12 protein-coding genes are annotated in these 18,629 nt (G+C 66.1%); 4 read left to right on the forward strand and 8 right to left on the reverse strand.

What is annotated here, in order from left to right:
- Positions 1-1,197 (reverse strand): FAD-dependent oxidoreductase, encoded by a 1,197-nt coding sequence (locus ACTIFP_RS14490; protein ID WP_439569416.1) that lies wholly within the window; start codon positions 1,195-1,197, stop codon positions 1-3.
- An 83-nt stretch (positions 1,198-1,280) separates the two neighbouring features.
- Between ACTIFP_RS14490 and ACTIFP_RS14495 the strand changes: the two genes are divergently transcribed.
- Positions 1,281-1,853 (forward strand): TetR/AcrR family transcriptional regulator, encoded by a 573-nt coding sequence (locus tag ACTIFP_RS14495; protein ID WP_439569417.1) that lies wholly within the window; start codon positions 1,281-1,283, stop codon positions 1,851-1,853.
- Here ACTIFP_RS14495 and ACTIFP_RS14500 read toward each other — a convergent pair.
- Entirely contained in the window at positions 1,835-2,443 is a 609-nt protein-coding gene (locus ACTIFP_RS14500; protein WP_439569418.1) for a TetR/AcrR family transcriptional regulator, read from the reverse strand. The two genes, ACTIFP_RS14495 and ACTIFP_RS14500, sit on opposite strands and share 19 nt — an antisense overlap.
- A 33-nt stretch (positions 2,444-2,476) precedes the next feature.
- On the opposite strand from ACTIFP_RS14500, the gene ACTIFP_RS14505 reads away from it, so the two are divergent.
- Entirely contained in the window at positions 2,477-3,643 is a 1,167-nt protein-coding gene (locus ACTIFP_RS14505; RefSeq protein ID WP_439569419.1) for an aromatic ring-hydroxylating oxygenase subunit alpha, read from the forward strand.
- Entirely contained in the window at positions 3,640-5,244 is a 1,605-nt protein-coding gene (locus ACTIFP_RS14510; RefSeq protein WP_439569420.1) for a phytoene desaturase family protein, read from the forward strand. Before ACTIFP_RS14505 ends, ACTIFP_RS14510 begins: the two co-directional genes overlap by 4 nt.
- Here the strand turns inward: ACTIFP_RS14510 and ACTIFP_RS14515 are convergent.
- From ACTIFP_RS14515 to ACTIFP_RS14540, 6 genes are all read right to left on the reverse strand, one after another.
- Positions 5,206-6,552 (reverse strand): APC family permease, encoded by a 1,347-nt coding sequence (locus ACTIFP_RS14515; protein WP_439569421.1) that lies wholly within the window; start codon positions 6,550-6,552, stop codon positions 5,206-5,208. The genes ACTIFP_RS14510 and ACTIFP_RS14515 overlap by 39 nt on opposite strands.
- A 4-nt stretch (positions 6,553-6,556) precedes the next feature.
- Positions 6,557-8,941 (reverse strand): TonB-dependent receptor, encoded by a 2,385-nt coding sequence (locus tag ACTIFP_RS14520; protein ID WP_439569422.1) that lies wholly within the window; start codon positions 8,939-8,941, stop codon positions 6,557-6,559.
- 157 nt (positions 8,942-9,098) lie between these two features.
- Entirely contained in the window at positions 9,099-10,913 is a 1,815-nt protein-coding gene (locus ACTIFP_RS14525) for a sulfotransferase (RefSeq protein WP_439569423.1), read from the reverse strand.
- Positions 10,914-10,924: 11 nt separating this feature from the next.
- A complete protein-coding gene (locus ACTIFP_RS14530) occupies positions 10,925-12,535 on the reverse strand; it encodes a thioredoxin domain-containing protein (RefSeq protein ID WP_439569424.1) in 1,611 nt (536 codons plus the stop codon).
- Between the two features lie 56 nt (positions 12,536-12,591).
- Positions 12,592-13,992: a M48 family metalloprotease gene (locus tag ACTIFP_RS14535; RefSeq protein WP_439569425.1), complete on the reverse strand. Its 1,401-nt coding sequence runs from the start codon at positions 13,990-13,992 to the stop codon at positions 12,592-12,594.
- 116 nt (positions 13,993-14,108) lie between these two features.
- Positions 14,109-16,760 carry an Rne/Rng family ribonuclease gene (locus ACTIFP_RS14540; RefSeq protein WP_439569426.1) on the reverse strand — a complete coding sequence of 884 codons (2,652 nt, stop codon included), beginning with the start codon at positions 16,758-16,760 and terminating at the stop codon, positions 14,109-14,111.
- Between the two features lie 660 nt (positions 16,761-17,420).
- Between ACTIFP_RS14540 and ACTIFP_RS14545 the strand changes: the two genes are divergently transcribed.
- Positions 17,421-18,629, forward strand: coding sequence for an N-acetylmuramoyl-L-alanine amidase (locus tag ACTIFP_RS14545; RefSeq protein ID WP_439569427.1), 1,209 nt, complete (start codon positions 17,421-17,423; stop codon positions 18,627-18,629).

Below are 18,629 nucleotides of genomic sequence, written 5' to 3' on the forward strand. Positions count from 1 at the left end.
TCACCATCGCCTTGATCCGTCGGTCATCGCCGCCGCAAATCGCCGCCGCGCGATTCCCGACAGCTGCAACGCGATCTTGGCTTTGATCCGCGGAAGCCGGTCGATCATGCGCAGCAACAGGTTGCGAATCCGCCGCCGCAGCCGTCCGCGCATTAGCGCGAGATGGGTCAGCCGTCCTGACAGGTCGAGCACAGCTTGGGCGGCCGGGCGGCGCAGTTCGCCATACAGGTTGAGCAGCTTTTCAGGTTCGCCACCCACGATCACGCGCGCCAGCAGGTCGCCCAGCAGCACCGCATCGACGATTCCGGCGTTCATTCCCTGTCCGCCCGCGGGGCTGTGGACATGTGCGGCATCGCCCATGACGAACAGGCGGCGGTCGCGATAGCGGTCGGCGACGCGGTGATGGACCCGGAACGTCGAACTCCAGTGCACCTCGCGCACCGTTGGACCGTCCGTCTCGGGACCGCGCGTGTCGAGCAGCGTTTGAACCGCGGCGCGGTCGGGGGTGTCGCCACCGTGGCGGTGCGTCGCGACAATCCGATAGCGCGCGCCGGGCAGCGGTGCGACGACGACCATCCCGGCGGGCGAGAAATAGAGCGACACCTCTTTCTCGGTCGTCGGCTGCGCGAAGCTCACATCGGCCAGCACAAAGCTTTCTTCATAGCTGCTGCCCTCGAAGGCGATATCGGACGCTGCCCGCACCAGGCTGTGCATCCCGTCGCCGCCGACGACATAGCGCGCGTGAATTTCGCGTTCGCCTTCTGGCGTCGAGACGCGCACCGTTACGTCTGCGGCGTCTTGCGCGACGGCGATTGCTTCGACGCCGCGATGCACCACGCCGCCCAGCGCGACGAGGCGGTCGGTGAGGATGCGTTCGGTGACGTCCTGCGGCAACATCAAAACATAGGGATGGCGCGACGGGAGGCCCGTGAAATCGATCGACAGCAATCGGTGCCGCCGGTCACGCACCCCGAACCGCGTGATTGCCATTCCCGCCGCCAGCATGTCGGGAACCACCCCCAGCGGCTCGAGCATCTCGAGCGTGTGGGCATGAATTACCCCAGCCCGCGAAAGAGACTGTCCGATGACCTGTCGGTCGATCAGCAGGTGGTCGATCCCCGCCTGTTGCAACGCGGTCGCCAGCGCCAGCCCCGTCGGCCCGGCGCCGACCACCAGGATCTCGGTTTGCGTCTTCATCGTGCGAACTCCGTTTTGCCAACACATGTTGGCTTTTGCAGAACCGCTTGATTTTGTCAACAACTGTTGGCAAAACTCGGAATATGGGAAGCAAGACGCTGAAAATGAAGAAGTCCGATCGCACCCGCGCGGCGATTGAGATGGCCGCGCGGAGGTTGTTCGCCGAACATGGCTATGAACGGACGACGATTCGCGACATTGCGGCGGCGGCGTCCATCGATCCGACGATGGTGATGCGCTATTTCGGCAGCAAGGATCGGCTGTTCGCCGATGTTGCGGTCTTCGATCTTGGGCTGCCCGACATCGCCGCGATCGATCGTGCACATGTCGGCGAAACGCTGGTCGCGCATTTTTTGCGGCTGTGGGAGGATGAAGGGGCCGACAGCGGCCTGCCGATCCTGTTACGATCGGCGGCGTCGAACGACTTTGCCGCAGCGCGGATGCAGCAATTGTTCGCGGCGCAGATTGTACCGGTCATGCTGGGGCTTGGCACCCCGGAAACCGCTGCGGCGCGCGCCGGACTCGTTGCGACACAGATGCTGGGCCTTGCGTTGACGCGCTATGTGTTGCGGCTGGCGCCGGTGGTGGCGCTCGACCGCGAAACCTTGCTGCGCGAGATCGGCGCGACCGTCCAGCGCTACGCTGCGGGAGCCTGAGGCAACAGCGCAGCTACCGCCCGCTCGATCATCGCCGCCGCCGCTTCCGCGCCGAAGCTGCCCGCGTCGAGCGACAGTTCGAGCCACAGCCCATCGACCATCGCGGTCAGCATGATCGCCAGCCGCTCGGCATCGCGCGCGCCGCATGCGGTGAGCAGCTCGCCCAGCCGCGCGCGGTAGCCTGCGTAGCTTTCCGCGTGAATTTCGGCCATCCGCGCGTCGCTCCGCGCCAGCGCCCAAAAGGCGGTCCACGCTCCCAGTAGCTCGGGGTCGGTCACCGGCGGACGGAAGCTGGCGGTGAGGTACGCGGTCAGCCGCGCGCACGGATCGGCACCGGCTCCTTCGACGGCCGCGGCCAAAATCGCGTCCATCCGGTCACTGGTCGCCTGATAGGTGGCTGCGACCAGATCGTCGATGCCGCCGAAATAATGGCGCAGCAGCCCCGGCGATACTCCCGCTCGCGCGCAGATCGCGCGGACGTTGGTGCCCGCCAGGCCAACTTCCGCCAGGCACGCCGCGGTTGCCTCAATCAGGTCCGCCCGGCGGGCATCGGCGCTTTCGCGCGTAAAGGCTTGGCGAGCGGGCTGCATGTTGTTATACGTTTGTATAACAAGGATCGACTCATGGCAACTGCATCCCTCCGCACACCGCATATCGACCCGCTCGACGGCTGGTCACTGCCGGCGTGGACGTACAGCGACCCCGATTTCTATGCGGCGGAAATGGAACGGATTTTCCGCCCGAGCTGGCAGGTCGTCTGCCACGACAGCGACATTCCGAACGCGGGCGACTGGCACAGCATCGATTATTGCGGCGAAAGCGTGATTGTCGTGCGCGGCACCGACCGCATCGTGCGCGCCTTCACCAATGTTTGCCGCCACCGCGGCTCGCGGCTGGTCGACGGTGCGGCGGGCTGCGCCAAAAAGCTCGTCTGCCCCTATCACGCGTGGACCTATGACCTCGACGGCCGCCTGATGGGCGTTCCCGACAGCGCGAGCTATCCGACGCTCGATCGCGGCAAGGCGGGATTGGTGCCGGTCAATCTCGAACAGTGGCGCGGCTTCTGGTTCGTCCGCCTCACCGACGACGACCGCCCCTCGGTCGCGTCGATGATGGCGCCGTATGAGGAACAAGTCGCGCCCTACCGCTTCGAAGATCTCGGCGCGCTCGGCCGGGTCACGCTGCGTCCGCGCGAGGTGAACTGGAAAAATGTCGGCGACAATTACTCCGACGGCCTTCACATCCCCGTCGCCCACCCGGGCCTCACCCGGCTGTTCGGCAAAAGCTATGGCGTCGAGGCAACGACCCACGTCGATCGCATGTGGGGCGACCTGATCGACCGGCCGTCGGTCAACTGGTCCGAACGCATGTATCAGCGGCTGCTGCCGCCGGTGCCGCACCTGCCGCAAGCGAGCCAGCGCCACTGGCTCTATTTCAAGCTCTGGCCCAACGTCGCGTTCGACATCTATCCCGACCAGGTCGACTTCATGCAGTGGCTGCCGACCGGCCCGACCAGCTGCCTGATCCGCGAAATTTCATACGTGCTTCCTGATGCGCGCCGCGAGATGCGCGCCGCGCGCTACCTCAACTGGCGGATCAACCGCCAGGTCAATGCCGAGGACACCTTGCTCATCACCCGCGTCCAGCAGGGCATGGCGTCGCAGAGTTTCACCATGGGGCCGCTCAGCGACAAGGAAGTGTGCCTCAAGCATTTCTGCGCGCGGATGCGCGACCTGATCCCCGAATCCCGCCTCGAACAAGCCCCGCGCGCGGGGTGGAGCAAAGCATGACCAAGCAATATGACGCCCTGATCATCGGCGCCGGCCACAACGGCCTTGTCTGCGCCTTCTACCTCGCGCGGGCAGGGCTTAAGGTGCGGATTGTCGAGGCGCGCGACGTCGTCGGCGGCGCGGCGGTGACCGAGGAATTCGCGCCGGGCTTCCGCAATTCGGTCGCGAGCTACACCGTCAGCCTGCTCCAGCCCAAGGTCATCGCCGACATGAAGCTCGCCGATCATGGCTATCGCGTCATCGAGCGGCCGATCAGCAATTTCCTGCCGCAGGAAGATGGCGGCTATCTGAAGCTCGGCGGCGGGCTTGAGCGCACGCAAAAAGAATTTGCGCGCTTCTCGGCGCATGACGCCGCGCGCCTCCCCGAATATTACGACATGCTCGAAGGCGTCGCCGACGTGCTGCGCGACCTTGCATTGAAATCGCCGCCGAACGTCGGTGACGGGTTCAAGACGCTGATCGATGCCGCGCGGCAGGGGCGCGGGCTGACCAGGCTCAGCCTGTCGCAGCAGCGTGACGTGCTCGAACTGTTCACCAAATCGGCGCGCACCTTTCTCGACAGCTGGTTCGAAAGCGAAGCGGTCAAGGCCGCGTTCGGCTTCGACGCCGTCGTCGGCAATTATGCCAGCCCCGACACCCCGGGCAGCGCCTATGTCCTGCTCCACCACGTCTTTGGCGAGGTGAACGGCAAAAAGGGGGCGTGGGGCCACAGCATCGGCGGCATGGGCGCGATCACCCAGATGATGGCCAAGGTCTGCACCCAGCTCGGCGTCGAGATCAGCCTCGAAGCCCCCGTGTCGCGCGTCCTCGTCGATGGCGGCAAGGCGGTCGGGGTCAAGCTCGTCGGCGGCGAAGAAATCGTCGCGGCGCGCGTCATCGCCAACGTCGGGCCGAAATTGCTCTACGAACGGATGTTCGACGAAGGCGATATCGCACCCGAGTTCCGCCGCCGGATCAAGGCGTTCAAGGCAGGCAGCGGCACGTTCCGCATGAACGTCGCGCTGAGCGAACTGCCCAAATTCACCTGCCTCCCCGAACCCGGCGAGCATCACCAGTCGGGGATTATCATCGCCCCGACGCTCGATTACATGGACCGCGCGTTCCTCGATGCGAAGCAATATGGCTGGTCGAAAAAGCCGATCGTCGAAATGCTCATCCCTTCGACAATTGACGACAGCCTCGCGCCGCCGGGACAGCATGTCGCCAGCCTGTTCTGCCAGCAATTCGCCCCCGAACTGCCCGATGGCAGGGACTGGGATGCGGAGGAGGGCGCGGCTGCCGACACGATCATCGACACCGTCGAAGCCCACGCCCCTGGTTTCCGCGCTTCGATCGTCGGCCGCCAGATCCTCAGCCCCAAGGGGCTCGAGCGCAAATTTGGGCTGGTCGGCGGCGACATCATGCACGGCAATATGAGCCTCGACCAACTGTGGTCGGCGCGCCCGGTGCTGGGCAATGGCGCCTATCGCGGGCCGCTGAAGGGGCTCTATATGTGCGGCGCGGGCACCCACCCCGGCGGCGGCGTCACCGGCGCGCCGGGGCATAATGCGGCGCAGGTCATCCTACGCGATCGCGGCTGGTTCGCGCCCCGCTGGGCCTGAGCGCCGCATCGCGAGATAGATCGGCAGCCCGACGGCGGTCAGCCCGACGCTCCACAGGCCGGGTTCCCAGCCGGCGCCGTAAAAGGCCCAGCAGCTGTAGAGGAAGCCGAGGATCGTGAGCGCGAGAAAGGCGGGCGACGCCTTGATCGCGCCTTCATGTTCGAGCTTGAGCGCCGCGAGCGCCCCGACGATGTAAAAGATGATCGCGGTCGACGTCGTCACCAGCACCATGAATTTGAACAATTCGGCCAGGCCGCGCGAATAATTGGCATAGACGACCAGGCTGGCGAGCGTGCTCGACACAATCTGGGTGATCCAGGGCACGGCGAAGCGGTTGTCGCGCGCAAAGGCGGCCGGCAACAGGCCGCGATGCGCCAGGTCGCGCGGGATTTCGCCCTGCAGCAGCACGAAGCCGTTGAGCGCGCCCAGCGCGGCAATTGCGGCGAACAGTGCGACCGCCTGCCCCGCCGACGGGCTGACCAGCGTGCCGAAGAAGGTCGCATAAGCGGCGTTCGACGCCTCGAGCGTTGCGAGCGGCAACAGCAAGGTCACCGTCGTGCACGACAGCAGATAGAGCAGCCCGGTCGCTGCGGCGGCGATCAGCGTGGCGCGCGGGAGGGTGCGTTCGGGGTCGCGCACCCGGTCGCCGACGACGCAGGCGCTCTCGAATCCGAGCAGCGCGAATAGCGTCAGCGTCGCCGCGGCGCCGATATTGTCGAGGCTGACCGGTTTGGTGCCGACCATCGTCGGGGTCGGGGCATTGCCGGTGCCAAAGAGCCACAGCGCGACGAGCACCGCGCCGACGACGGGGATCAGCTTGAGCCCGAGGGTCAGCAATTGCGCCCCGCCCGCGCGCCGCACCCCCATCAGGTTGACCAGCGTAAAAATCCAGATGAAGCCGATCGCGATCAGCGCCGTCCCCGCCCCCGCATTGGCCAGCGACGGCATCAGGATCGACAGATTGCTGATCGCCGCGACCGCCAGCGTCGCAACAACGGTCCAGCAGCTGATCCAGTAACTCCATGCAACGATAAAGCCGGTGCCGGGGCCGAATGCGGCGGCGGCGTAGGTATAGGTCGCACAGCCCGTTGGCAGCCGCTTGGCCAGCCGGGCAAAGGCGATCGCCAGACACAAAGTTCCGGCAATCGACACCCCCCAGCCGATGATCGCATTCCAGCCGAGCGGCGCCAGGTCGCGCGGGAGCAGGAACACCCCCGACCCGATCATATTGCCCATACCGAGCGCGACGCACATCAAAAGGCCGAGCTTTTGGCTCGGCCTTTCGTCGTTGGTCACGCTGTCGGTCACCCGATCAGAAATCCTTGCTGACCTTGATCCCGATCAGCCGCGGCCGGATGATATTGTCGTAAAAAACGCCGCCGGTGCTGCTGACCCCATTGGGATCGCCGCAGATCGATTCGGCGCACTGCACCGCGCTGTTGATCACCCCGTTGCTGTTGAACAGGTTGGTGGCGAACAGTTCGGCATCCCAGCCCTCGCCCTTGACCCCGACGCTGATGTCGGCGGTGGTATAGGCCTTGAAATTGCCGACGACGTCATTCTCGAACGGACGCAAGTCCGACCGGCGTTTGCCGATATGATTGACCGCGAACTGGATATGCCCGTCCATCCCGCCGATCGGGAATTCGTAGCGTGCGATCGCATTGCCCTTGAACTTGGCGGTGACGGGCAGGCGCGATCCGGCGGGGGCCAGCAGCGCGTTGGTCTGGCCCGGCGGATTGATCGTGCAATCGAAGCTGTCGTTGGCGATCCGGCAGAAATCGCGGCGGATCGTCGCGTCATTGTAGCTGGCGCCGAGGTTCAGCGTAAAGCCGCCGGCGCGATAGTTGAGATCGGCTTCGATCCCGCGGATTCGCGCGATGCCGGCGTTGCGGATCTCGGTCAGGCCGTTGGCGCCCAGGAACGACAGCTGGATATTGTTCCAATCCTCCTGATACACCGCGCCGTTGAAACGCACCGGCCCGAACGAGGTTTTCCACCCGAACTCATAATTGTCGAGTGTGTCGGGACCATAAGGCTCGAGCGTCCCGCGGCGGTTGATGCCGCCGGGGCGGAAGCCGCGCGACCAGGTACCATAGATCATGACATCGTCGTTGACCTTGTAGTTCAGGCTCAGCTTGTGGATGAAATCGGTGTCGCTGGTGCTCTTGTCGAGGTTGGTGCACGGCGATCCCGCAACGATCGTCGGGGCAAAGCAGGCCGCTTCGCCGGTGCGGCTCGAATAGCCTGCCGAATAGCCGAAGAAACCGACCAGGCTGTTGTCGAACTTGTACACGCGGCCACCGCCGGTCAGCGTCAGCTTGTCGGTGATGTCAAAGCTGATTTCGCCGAACGCGGCATAGTCGCGGTCGATGCGCAGCTGTTTGGTCAACCAGATATTGCTGTCGGTGCCGGTGACGGTGATTGCGTCGCCGATGCCGTCGATGATGTAATTTTGCTCGATATTGTGCGACTGGCGCTGCCAGAACAGGCCGCCGATAAATCGGATGCGCGCATCGGCGGGCGAGGCGACGCGGATTTCGCCAAAGCTGCGCTTATAGCGGTCGATGCCCTGGATATATTGGTTGGGGTTGACCGGATTGCCGTTGTTGTCGGTGAAGTAGGCGCCATAGCCATAGAGCGCGTCATAGAAATAGGCATAATCCGAATAGTCGCTCTCGGTTTCGGTCTTGCGCCGCATGTGCCCGCCGGTGACCGTTAAATCCCAGCTGCCGATCTTGCCCTCGATGGTCATCGCGGCCTGGATCCATTTGTCGTCGCCGCGCTCGGGATTATACTGCACCGTCTGCAACTTGCCGCTGACCGCTGTCGATCGTTCCTGGGCAAAGCTGCCATTGGCCTTCTGGATCTGGCCCATCAGGTTCGGGCGGATCGTCCAGTCATCGTCGAGCTCAATACCGAGCGCCAGACGCGCGCCATAGGTGTCGACGTCGTTATAGTCCTTTTCGACCAGGTCGGCGTTCGACTGGGTGATGCCGCTCGTCGCATAGGTCCGGCTGCCCGCGATATTGTCGATATAGCCGGCGTCGCGGCGGTACCAGCCGACGAGGCGCAGCGCCGCCTTTTCACTGAGCGCCGCGTTGACGAAGCCCTCGGCGACGCCGCCGACGCCGCCCTTGGCGACGCTGTTGAGCTCCAGCCCGGCCGAGCCATAGGTGCCGCTGGTATCGGGCTGGTTGGTAATCAGGCGGATCGTTCCGGCCATCGAGCTGGCACCATAGAGCGTCCCCTGCGGCCCGGCGAGCGCTTCGACGCGCGCCAGGTCATAGGCGTGGATGTCGAGCGCGCCCTGGATGGTCGTGATCGGCATTTCGTCGAGATAGGTGCCGACGGTCGGCAGCGACGCCGAGTGGTTGGCGTTTTCGCCTGACGCGACGCCGCGGAAATAAACCTGCGCGAAACCGGGACCGGCGGTCTGGATGGTCACCGACGGCAGGAATTTAATGACGTCCTGAAATTCCTTGACCTGCAGCTCGTCGAGCCGCTCGGTGCCGATTGCGGTGATCGCCAGCGGCACATCCTGCAAATTCTGTTCGCGTTTCGACGCGGTGACGACGATGTCGCGGTCGTCCTCGATCGCGGCCTCCTGCGCCAGGGCGGCGCCCGACGTACAAAGGACGCTGCTGCCGAGCAGCAAGGCGCCGCTCCGAACCAGCCGGGTTGAAATTTTACGCATGAGACCCCCCTCAAAATGACAGCTATATGACGCGAGGATGGCGCGCCGCAGCATAAGCGCAAGTGCTGTTCGCGTACCGGTGGCTTCGTTGGTCGAAAATGTCGTCAGCTGTTGCTCAATGGCAACGTTTTGTTGGCATGCGCTTTGGACGCGGACCCTAGTCGAAGTGCGCCGGAACCGCCGGATAGGTATCGAGCACCGGATCGAGCGCATCGGTCAGTGCGCCAAGCCATGCGGCATAGGGCCGCCACTGATTGACCCCGTCGCGGTTGATCGGGCGGCGGACCTGTTCGCTTGAGGCCGTCCGAACCGCGCGCGCATTGGTGTAGAACGCCATGCAGGTCTCCTCGAACGGCAGTCCGAGATAGCCCAGCATCGCGCGCACTTCGGCCTCGGGATCGTCGAGCAGCGCTTCATGGATCACCCGGTGGACCCGGCCCGGCTGAACCGCGTCGATATGCGCCATCAACCGCACATAATCGCGGTAATAGGTGCCCATGTCGGCCAGATCGTAGCTAAACGCCTGTCCTTTGGCATAATGCTGGCGAAAGTTGGACCAGCAGCAGTCGAGCGGGTGCCGCCGGGCATCGATGATCCTGGCGCCCGGCAGGATCAGGCGGATCAGCGGCACATAGCGCCAGTTGTTCGGCAGCTTGTCGATATAGAAAGGCTTGTCGGTCTTGCGCTGTACCGCGGTGCGGCGCAGGAACGCCGCGCCCATTTCGGCCAGCCGTTCGGGCGATGCTTCGGCGAGCGCCGCGATCCAGTGACGACCTTCGCCTTGCGTCTCGCGGCCCAGCCCCAGTGCGAGCGCCGGGATGTCGGGCAGTTCCATCGTCCCTTCGATCGCCGAATGGCTGGCGAGGATCTGTTCGACCAGCGTCGATCCGGCGCGCGGCATGCCGAGGATGAAGATCGGGTCGGGTGCCGGGTCGCCCATATCCGCGCGCGCGGCGAAGAAATCGGCGGTGCAGGTCGTGATCGCGGCATCGACGATCGCGCTGGTATCGGCGGCGTCATAGCCGAGCTGGGCGGAGCGGATGGCGTTGCCCGCGGCATAGTGGCGGAACGCCGGTTCAGCGTCGCCGGCGTCGTCATAGGCCTTGCCGAGCGCGAAATGCAGGTGCAGCCGGTCGTCGTCGCGCGCCGCGTCGCCCGGATCGATGGCGGCCAGCGCCGTCTCCATCGCGGCGCGGTCGGCGGCGTCGAAACGGATCGTCTTGAGGTTGGCGAGGCTCCACCACAGTTCGCCGAGTCCCGGATCGACGGCGAGCGCGTGGCGATAGGCGGCGATGCTGTCGTCCTGCCGCCCGACGGTCTTGAGCATATGGCCGTAGCTCATCCACAGCTTGGCATGGTCGGGGAAGCGCTGGGTCAGCTGTTCATAGAGCGCGATCGCTTCGTCATAGCCGCCGATGCGGCCGAGCGCAGCGGCTTTCAGATTGGCGTGGGCGGGATTGTCGGGATCCTCGCCGAGTACTGCGTCGAGCGTCTCGGCCGCCTCGGCATAGCGGTTCTGCTTGTAGAATACGGTCGCCAGATTGGCGCGCGCTGCCCCGAAGCCTGGTGCGAGTTCGAGCGCGCGGGTGAGCAGCTTTTCGGCGTCGGCGTAGCGCCCGATGCGGCCCGCGACTTCCGCCAGCATCCGGATCGCCGCGACGTCGGTCGCGTCCTCGCGCAGCCGCTGGCGGAGCGCGGCTTCGGCGTCGGGCAGGCGGTTTTCGGCGAGCGCGAGGGCGGCATCGACCATCGCCGGGTCGTGGATCGTGGCGCCGACGGCTGCCAGCGAAGCACCCTGTGCTTCTTCTTCGCGGTTCAACGCGCGCAGCGCATGTGCAGCGAGTCGGTGGGCCGCCGCCGATGTCGGCACCGCTTCGATAATCGCGCGCGCCTGTGCCAGCGCGGCGGCGGGTTCGGCGGTGAGGAGACGGCGGGCGTTGGCGAGCGCCGCATCATGGGTGACGGTCGCCATGCGCGTCGTCGTCAGCTCTGGGCCGCGCGGGCCTTGGCGACCGCCTGTTTCAATGCGTCGTAACCGATCTGGCCCTGGAACAGCTGGTCGCCGACGATCCAGGTCGGGGTAGCGTTCAGCTGCAACTGGGTGGCAATCGCCAGATTGCTGTCGAGTTCGCGCTGGAACAGCGCCTCGTTCGCGGTCGCATCGGCGCTGCCGTCGGTGACGACGCCGACCTTGGCCGCGGCGGCGGCAATCGCCGCCTTGTCGAGCGAACTCGCGGCGAACATCGCGTGGTGGAACGCGTCATATTTGCCCTGTCGCGCCGCGGCGAGCGCCATCAGCGCGGCATCGCGGCTTTGCGGGGCGATGATCGGCAGTTCGCGGAAGACGACCTTGAGGCGCCGGTCCTCGCGGATCAGCCGATCGACGTCGGGCACGCTCGCGCGGCAGAAACCGCAGGCATAGTCGGTGAACACCACCAAGGTGACATCGCCGTCGGCATTGCCCGCCCACGCCCCGGCATAGGGTTTTTCGAGCGCCGGGCGGATCGCGTCGATCGCCTTGGCGATCTCGCCATTGCGCTGCGCTTCGAGCGCCGCGGGGATGATCTGCGGATTCGCCTTGATATAATCGGCAACGATCGTCTCGACCTCGCTCTTGCTCATCCCGCCGCTCATGCGGCCGCCGAGCCAGAACACCGCCGCGAGCAAGAGCAGCGCGCCCAGCGCCATCAACCCGATGCGCGTCGATCCACCGTCCATCCCATTCCCCTTGATTTGCGGCAAGCGCGGCGTCGCCATCGGCTTGGCGGCGGCAGGCTTTTTGGCCACTGGCGCGATCAAGGGCGAGCGGTCGTCGCCCTCGACCGTCGCCGCGGCGGTCGCGGCAGGGGCTGTCGGCCGGCTGGCATCACTCGCAAACAGCGGCAGATCGGGAGCCGACGGGTCTTTGGCGCGCGCCGCGGCTTCCTCGCGGGCGAGCAATTGTTCGAGGCCCGAGGGCGGCGGCGCCAACTCCTCGCGTGGGCTTGGGCGCAGTTTCGTCGCGGCTTCGCCGATGCTGCCCCTTATGCTGTCGCTGCCCGCCTTGGCGATCTGGCCAACGCCCGTTTTGGTCCGGTCGGCAACCTCTCCCAGCCCGCGTCCGGCGTCGCTCGACAGCTTCCGGGCCTTGTCGCCGAGCGCCAATTTTTCCCACGCGGCGCCGCTGGCCCTGGCAGTAGCGCGGCCCGCTTGCGCCGACCCGCGTCCGATCGCGCGCGCCGCTTGCGCGGTCAGCGCGCCGGTTTTGGCCGTGAGTTCGCGGGCGCGGCGGGGGATTTCCATCGCCTCGACCCGCGCCGGAATATCGGCTCGGTCGCCGACGCGGATGGTCCAGTCGGCAAAGCCATCGGCACCATTGCGCAGCGCCTGCCACGCGCCCGCGGCGCCCGCCTTCATCTGGCCCGACGTGACGACCGGCTTGCGCGGCGGCTTGTCCGCGGCGGCATAGCGCGACAGGTCGATACCGACGGGCGGCGCCTCGCGCGGTTTCGCCAGGCCTTCGACGGGCGATGCGGGCGGCAACGGCGCGGCATCGGGCGTCGGCGCGGGGTCGCGCAGCCATGGCTGGTAATATTCGTCTTTTCTATCAGTCACTTGTTGCCCTTGCGCATCGATATTGGCGATGCGGTCCCCGCATTTTCCGGCCGAATCTAGCGCCGTTTGCGCTCGCGTTCCACCTCGGCGCGCGCGACCAGCGAAATATCCTGTGCACGGATCCAGTCGGGCGTGCCCTGGGTCAGCCCCTGCATCGCCATTTCGGCATTACGCAGCGCCAGCGCTGCCTGTCCACCCTCGAGGCTGTAGCGTTCCGCCGAGGCGAGCGCGGCGCGCGCCTGATCGCCCTTGTTCGCATAGACGATGCCAAGCTGGTACCAGGCAAAGGGGTTCTGGTTGTCGAGCGCGACCGCGGTTTTCAGCACCGCTTCAGCCTCGGCGAAATTGGCCGGATCCTCGGTCGCGATCAGCGCGTGGCCCAGCGTCGCGCTGATCAGCGGCTGCGACCGCGATATTGTGACCGCCTTGCGCAGCGCCGGGATCGCTTCTTTCGGGCGCCCCGATTCGAGCAGCACCTGACCCTCGAGTTCAAGGAAATAAGGATCGGCCGGGTCGGTGGCGAGCAGCGCCTCGACCTCGGCCAGCGCTTTTTGCGGATAGGCGCTGCGGTGCCAGGCATAAGCGCGCGCATAGCGCGCCGGAATGCTGCTGTTGGTTTCGGGAAATTTGCGCAGCGTCCGGTCGGGGTCGGTCATATAGCCCGACAGCTTGGCCTTGATGCGCTGAAACCGTTTTTCGATCGCCGGGTCGGCGGGCTTGGCCCACGCCGGATCGATGACATACACCTCGCGCAGCGTCTGGATGCGGTCGCCCGACATCGGGTGGGTACGGCCATAGGCCTGATCGTCATCCTGCTTGACCGCGTAGCGGAATTCCAGATTCTGCAATTTCTTGAAAAAGGCCAGGCTGCCGCGGCCGCTGATCCCCGCCTTCGACAGATATTGCGCACCCGCGGCGTCGGCGGTCGATTCCTGTACCCGGCTGAACGCCAGGAATTTGCCGAGCGCGGCCTGCTGCCCCGCCATCATGATCCCCATGCCCGCTTCGCCGCCGCCTGCGGCAATGGCCGCGGCGCCGAGCAACAGGCTGAGCAGCGAGATACCGGTCGCTGCCTTGGCGCCTTCGTTGACCCGAATCGCATGGCCGCCGATGACATGGCCCAGCTCATGCGCGAGCACCCCCTGCACCTCTTCGGCGGTGTCGGCGGCCTCGATCAACCCGGCAAAGACATAGACGTCCTGGCTGCCCGCGACGAACGCGTTGATGCTGCGATCGCCGAGCAGATGGACGCGCACCTGCCCGGGTTGCAGCCCTGCGGCGACGAGCAGCGGGTCCATCATGTCCTGAAACAGCGCCTCGGTCTCGGCGTCGCGCAGGATCGATTGCGCCATCGCCGGGCGCATCGCGACGGCGAGCATCGCGAGCAAAGTCAGTGCGATACGAAGCAGCGGGCGCCAGGCGTCCGCCCGACCGGCGATCGGCAGAGATGAAGTCATCGCCCGATCCTTGCCCCGCGCGCCTGAACCTCGACTGAAGCCGGTGGGGCTTCGCGGGGCGCGCGGCGCGCGGGGAAAGGGAACCGGGTCAACGGGCGCCCGATCGGCTTGCCCGATCAGTTGCCAAAGGTGCGCTGCCACCAGCCGCGCCGCGGTTCGCCGTCGGGGCCAACCCCGCCCTCGTCGCCGTCGGCGGTGACGGGTTCGGCATCGCGCGTCGTTGCTGCCTCGGGCGCGGCTTCGGCAGCGACGGCCTTTTTCGCGCGGCTGGCACGCTTCTTGGGCGCCGGCTTGGCGACTTCGGCTTCGGCTTCCGGTTCGGCTTCGGTAGCGGACGCCGCTTCAACCGCTTCGGGCGCAGCATCGACCGCGGCGTCGGCGGCTTCGGCCGCGGCCTTGGTCTTGCGCGGCGCGCGCTTGCGCTTCGGCTTTTCCTCGGCGGCGGGGGCGTCCTCGGCGACCGGCTCGGCGGCTTCGGCCGCTACCGGGGCCGGCTCGGCTTCAGCCGCATTTTCGTCGGCGGTTTCCGCAGCATCGACCTTGGGCTTGCGGCCACGACCGCCGCGGCGGCGGCGCGGCTTGGCGTCGGCCTCGACCGCCTCGGCATCGCCATCGGTTTCGGCCGCGGCGGGGGCATCGTCGTCGGCGGTCCCGGCATCTGCCTCGGCGCCTTCGCCGTCACCTTCGTCGCCGGTTTCGGCGATTTCATTGCCTTCCTCGTCGCGGCGGCCGCGGCGGCCACGGCGGCGGCGGCGGCGGCGCTTGCGGCCCTCGCCATCGCTGTCGGCGTCATCACGCTCGCGCTCGCGCGAACGCGCCGGACGGTCCTCGGCCGCTTCCTCGTCGGCGGCTTCGTCATCCTCGTCCTCGGGGATGTCGTCGTCCTCATCGTCCTCGATCGGTGCGATCGGGGCAAAGCTGCGGCGCTGGGTCGGCGGCGGGCCGGTAACCTCGACCGCCATGCGCGCGCCCTCGGTTTCGCCGTCGGGCAGGATTTCGACCGAAACGCCGTAAAGTTCCTCGATGTCGCGCAGTTCACGGCGCTTTTCGTTGAGCAGGTAGAAGGTCGCTTCCTGGCTGGCGCGCAGCGTAATCTTGCTGCCCTTGCCGCGGGCGGCTTCCTCTTCGATCAGGCGCAGCGCGCTGAGGCCGGCCGACGATGCGGTGCGGACCAGCCCGGTGCCTTCGCAATGCGGGCAGGGGCGCGTCGAGGCTTCGAGCACGCCGGTGCGCAGGCGCTGGCGGCTCATCTCCATCAGGCCGAAACCCGAAATGCGGCCGACCTGGATGCGCGCGCGGTCGTTCTTCAGCGCATCCTTCATCGCCCGCTCGACCTTGCGGACGTTCGAACCATGATCCATGTCGATGAAATCGATCACGACCAGCCCCGCCATGTCGCGCAGGCGCAGCTGGCGCGCTATTTCGTGCGCCGCTTCCAGATTGGTGCTGACCGCGGTCTGCTCGATATTATGCTCGCGCGTCGAGCGGCCCGAGTTGATGTCGATCGACACCAACGCCTCGGTCGGGTTGATTACCAGATAGCCGCCCGATTTCAGCTGGACGACGGGGTTGAGCATCCCCGCCAGCTGATCCTCGACGCCGTAACGCTGGTACAGCGACACCGGGTCGGCATATTGCTTCACGCGCCGGGCGTGGCTCGGCATCAGCAATTTCATGAACTGCTTGGCCGCCTTATAGCCCTCGTCGCCTTCGACCAGCACTTCCTCGATGTCTTTATGATAAATATCGCGGATCGCGCGCTTGACCAGGTCGCTGTCCGAATGGACCAGCGCCGGGGCGCTCGATTGCAGCGTCTTTTCGCGAATCTCGTCCCACAGGCGCGCCAGATAATCGAAGTCGCGCTTGATCTCGACCTTGGTGCGGCTCATCCCGGCGGTGCGCACGATGCAGCCCATCGTCGGCGGCAGCGCGAGTTCGTCGATCATGGCTTTGAGCTTGCGGCGATCGGCACCGTTCGAAATCTTGCGGCTGATCCCGCCGCCGTGCATCGTGTTCGGCATCAGCACGCAATAACGGCCGGCCAGCGACAAATAGGTGGTCAGCGCCGCGCCCTTGTTGCCGCGTTCTTCCTTGACGACCTGGACCAGCATCACCTGGCGGCGACGGATGACGTCCTGAATCTTGTAGCGGCGGCGCAGCGACATGCGGTTTTCGCCGTCGTCGTCGTCGCGGCGGCTGCGTCCGCGGCCACCACCCTTGCGTCCGTTGCCGCGTCCGCGCCCGCGGCCCTTGCGGTCACCCCGGTCGCTGCGGCCGTCGCGGCCTTCTTCGGTTCCTTCGCCGCCGTCTTCGCCGTCGCCATTGTCGTCGCCGTCTTCCCGGTCGTCGCGGTCGTCACGATCATCGTCGGCGTCGTCGCGGCGGTCACCGTTATCGTCTTCGTCATGATATTCGACGTCGGCGACATCGCCCTCCAGCTCGTCGAGATCGGCTTCGGCGCGCATCGCCGCTTCGGCGGCATGCTCGGCCTCTTCGCGCAGCAGCGCGTCGCGGTCTTCCTTCGGAATCTGGTAATAATCGGGATGGATTTCGCTGAATGCCAGAAACCCATGGCGATTGCCGCCATATTCGACGAACGCCGCCTGCAGCGACGGTTCGACACGGGTTACCTTGGCCAGATAGATATTGCCCTTGAGCTGCTTGTGCTCAGCGGACTCGAAATCAAACTCCTCGATGCGGTTTCCCTTGGTGACGGCGACCCGGGTTTCTTCCCGGTGCCGCGCGTCGATCAACATGCGCGTGGTCATTATAAACACTCCAAGCGCGCTTCAGCGCGCCATCAAAAAATCCCGCGACCCTCCTGGACGGACAGTCGCGGCGGAAAAGGGTGAAAGGAAAAAAGACGTTATTGCCGTGGGTGGCCTGCGTCCGGTCCTGGACGCGCATGCGGTCAGTGCATCCGGCGACGACCGGGGCGAAAAGGCCCGCGTCGGGATGAAAAGAGGGCATGGCAAGCCTCATGCGGCATCAACCTGTTTACGGTGTTGAGCGGGCGGGCAGGGCGGGCGTCTGGCGATCGCCCCGACTGTCCGGTCAACCGGGTGGACTGGCGGCAGGTTGCCGATCCCCGCATATCCGGCGCCAAGGCGGCCATGTTCCGCGGATTTGCGGAGCAGGCCTTCCCCTCAAAAGGCCGGACGGCACTGGGAACGACACCGTCAGTGGTGGCGTGCTAGCATCGGCACGGGCCGACGGCAACAGCGCCACGGCAGAAAGATGGGACGCTGCCGCGCGTTCGCAAGTCCCGCGTCGCCGCTGATCATGCTGAATTGGCTGTTAACCCTGCCGGTTGACGGGGGTTTGACCCCCGATGGCTAATGTCCGGTTCACGACATTCTGCCGCTGGGGGCCTCATGTTTTCGAATAAGCGCTGGACCATCGCTCGCCTGCGGCGGCATAGAGGCGCCATGGGCCTGCTGCTCGTCCTGATCGCGATGATGATGAACCCGGCAGCGGCGCTGGCGGGACAGATCGGCGCGGTCGAAATCGGCGATTCGGACATCACGCTGCGCTTCGACGATCTGGTTGCGGGCGCTTCGACCTTTATGCTCGCCGGTCCCGACCGGATCGCGCTCGATATCGCGGGCGCTCAGCCCGGGCGCTCCATGCAAGGCGCCGGACTGGTGCGCGCGGTGCGCCAGGGGCAAAAGGATTCGGATACCGCGCGCATCGTGCTTGACCTTGCACAGCCGGCGGTGGTGACCGGCGCGCGCTTCGCCGCCGACGGCCGCAGCCTGACCTTCCGCCTGCGCCCGGTCTCCGCCGACGAATTCGCGCGGGTGTCGCGCGGCCCACGCACCGAATTGGCGCCGCCCGCGGGCTTTCGCGCCAAACCGCCCGAAAAACGCTACAGCGTCAGCGTGCCGATCGGCAAACCCAAACTCAGTGTCGCGCTGCCGCGGATCGAGGGACCGAACGACGGCCGCCTGCCGCTGGTAGTGATCGACGCGGGGCATGGCGGGCATGATCCGGGCGCGATCAGCCCGCACAGCGGCAAGCGCGAAAAAGACATCACTCTCGCGCTCGCCCGCGCGATCCGCGACGATCTGCTCGCCTCAGGCCGCGTTCGCGTCGCGCTGACCCGCGGCGACGACCGCTATCTGGTGCTCGAGGAACGCTTCGGCATCGCCCGGCGGCTCAAGGCCGATCTGTTCATCTCGGTCCACGCCGATGCCGCCGAAAACCAGAGTGCCAATGGCGCGTCAATCTATACGCTGTCCGAAGTCGCTTCCGACCGCGAAGCCGCACGTCTGGCGGCGCGCGAGAACAAGGCGAATGTCATCAACGGCGTCGATCTGGGCGCGCACAGCGGCGATGTTTCGTCGATCCTGCTCGACCTGACCCAGCGCGAGACGATGAACGTCGCCTCCGACTTTGCCCGCCTGCTCCAGCGCGAAGCGGGCGAAGCGGTCAAATTTCGCACCCACGCGCATCGCTTCGCCTCGTTCGTGGTGCTGAAAGCGCCCGACACCCCGTCGATCCTGTTCGAAACCGGCTTTATCTCGAACAAGGATGACGCCGAATTCCTCGCCTCGGCGGCGGGCCAGAAAAAGGTCGCGCGCGGAGTGCGCGACGCGGTGCAGATCCATTTCGCGCGGCAAATTGCGGCGCGCTAG

The organism is Sphingopyxis sp. (genome assembly GCF_051861155.1).
Lineage (GTDB): Bacteria > Pseudomonadota > Alphaproteobacteria > Sphingomonadales > Sphingomonadaceae > Sphingopyxis.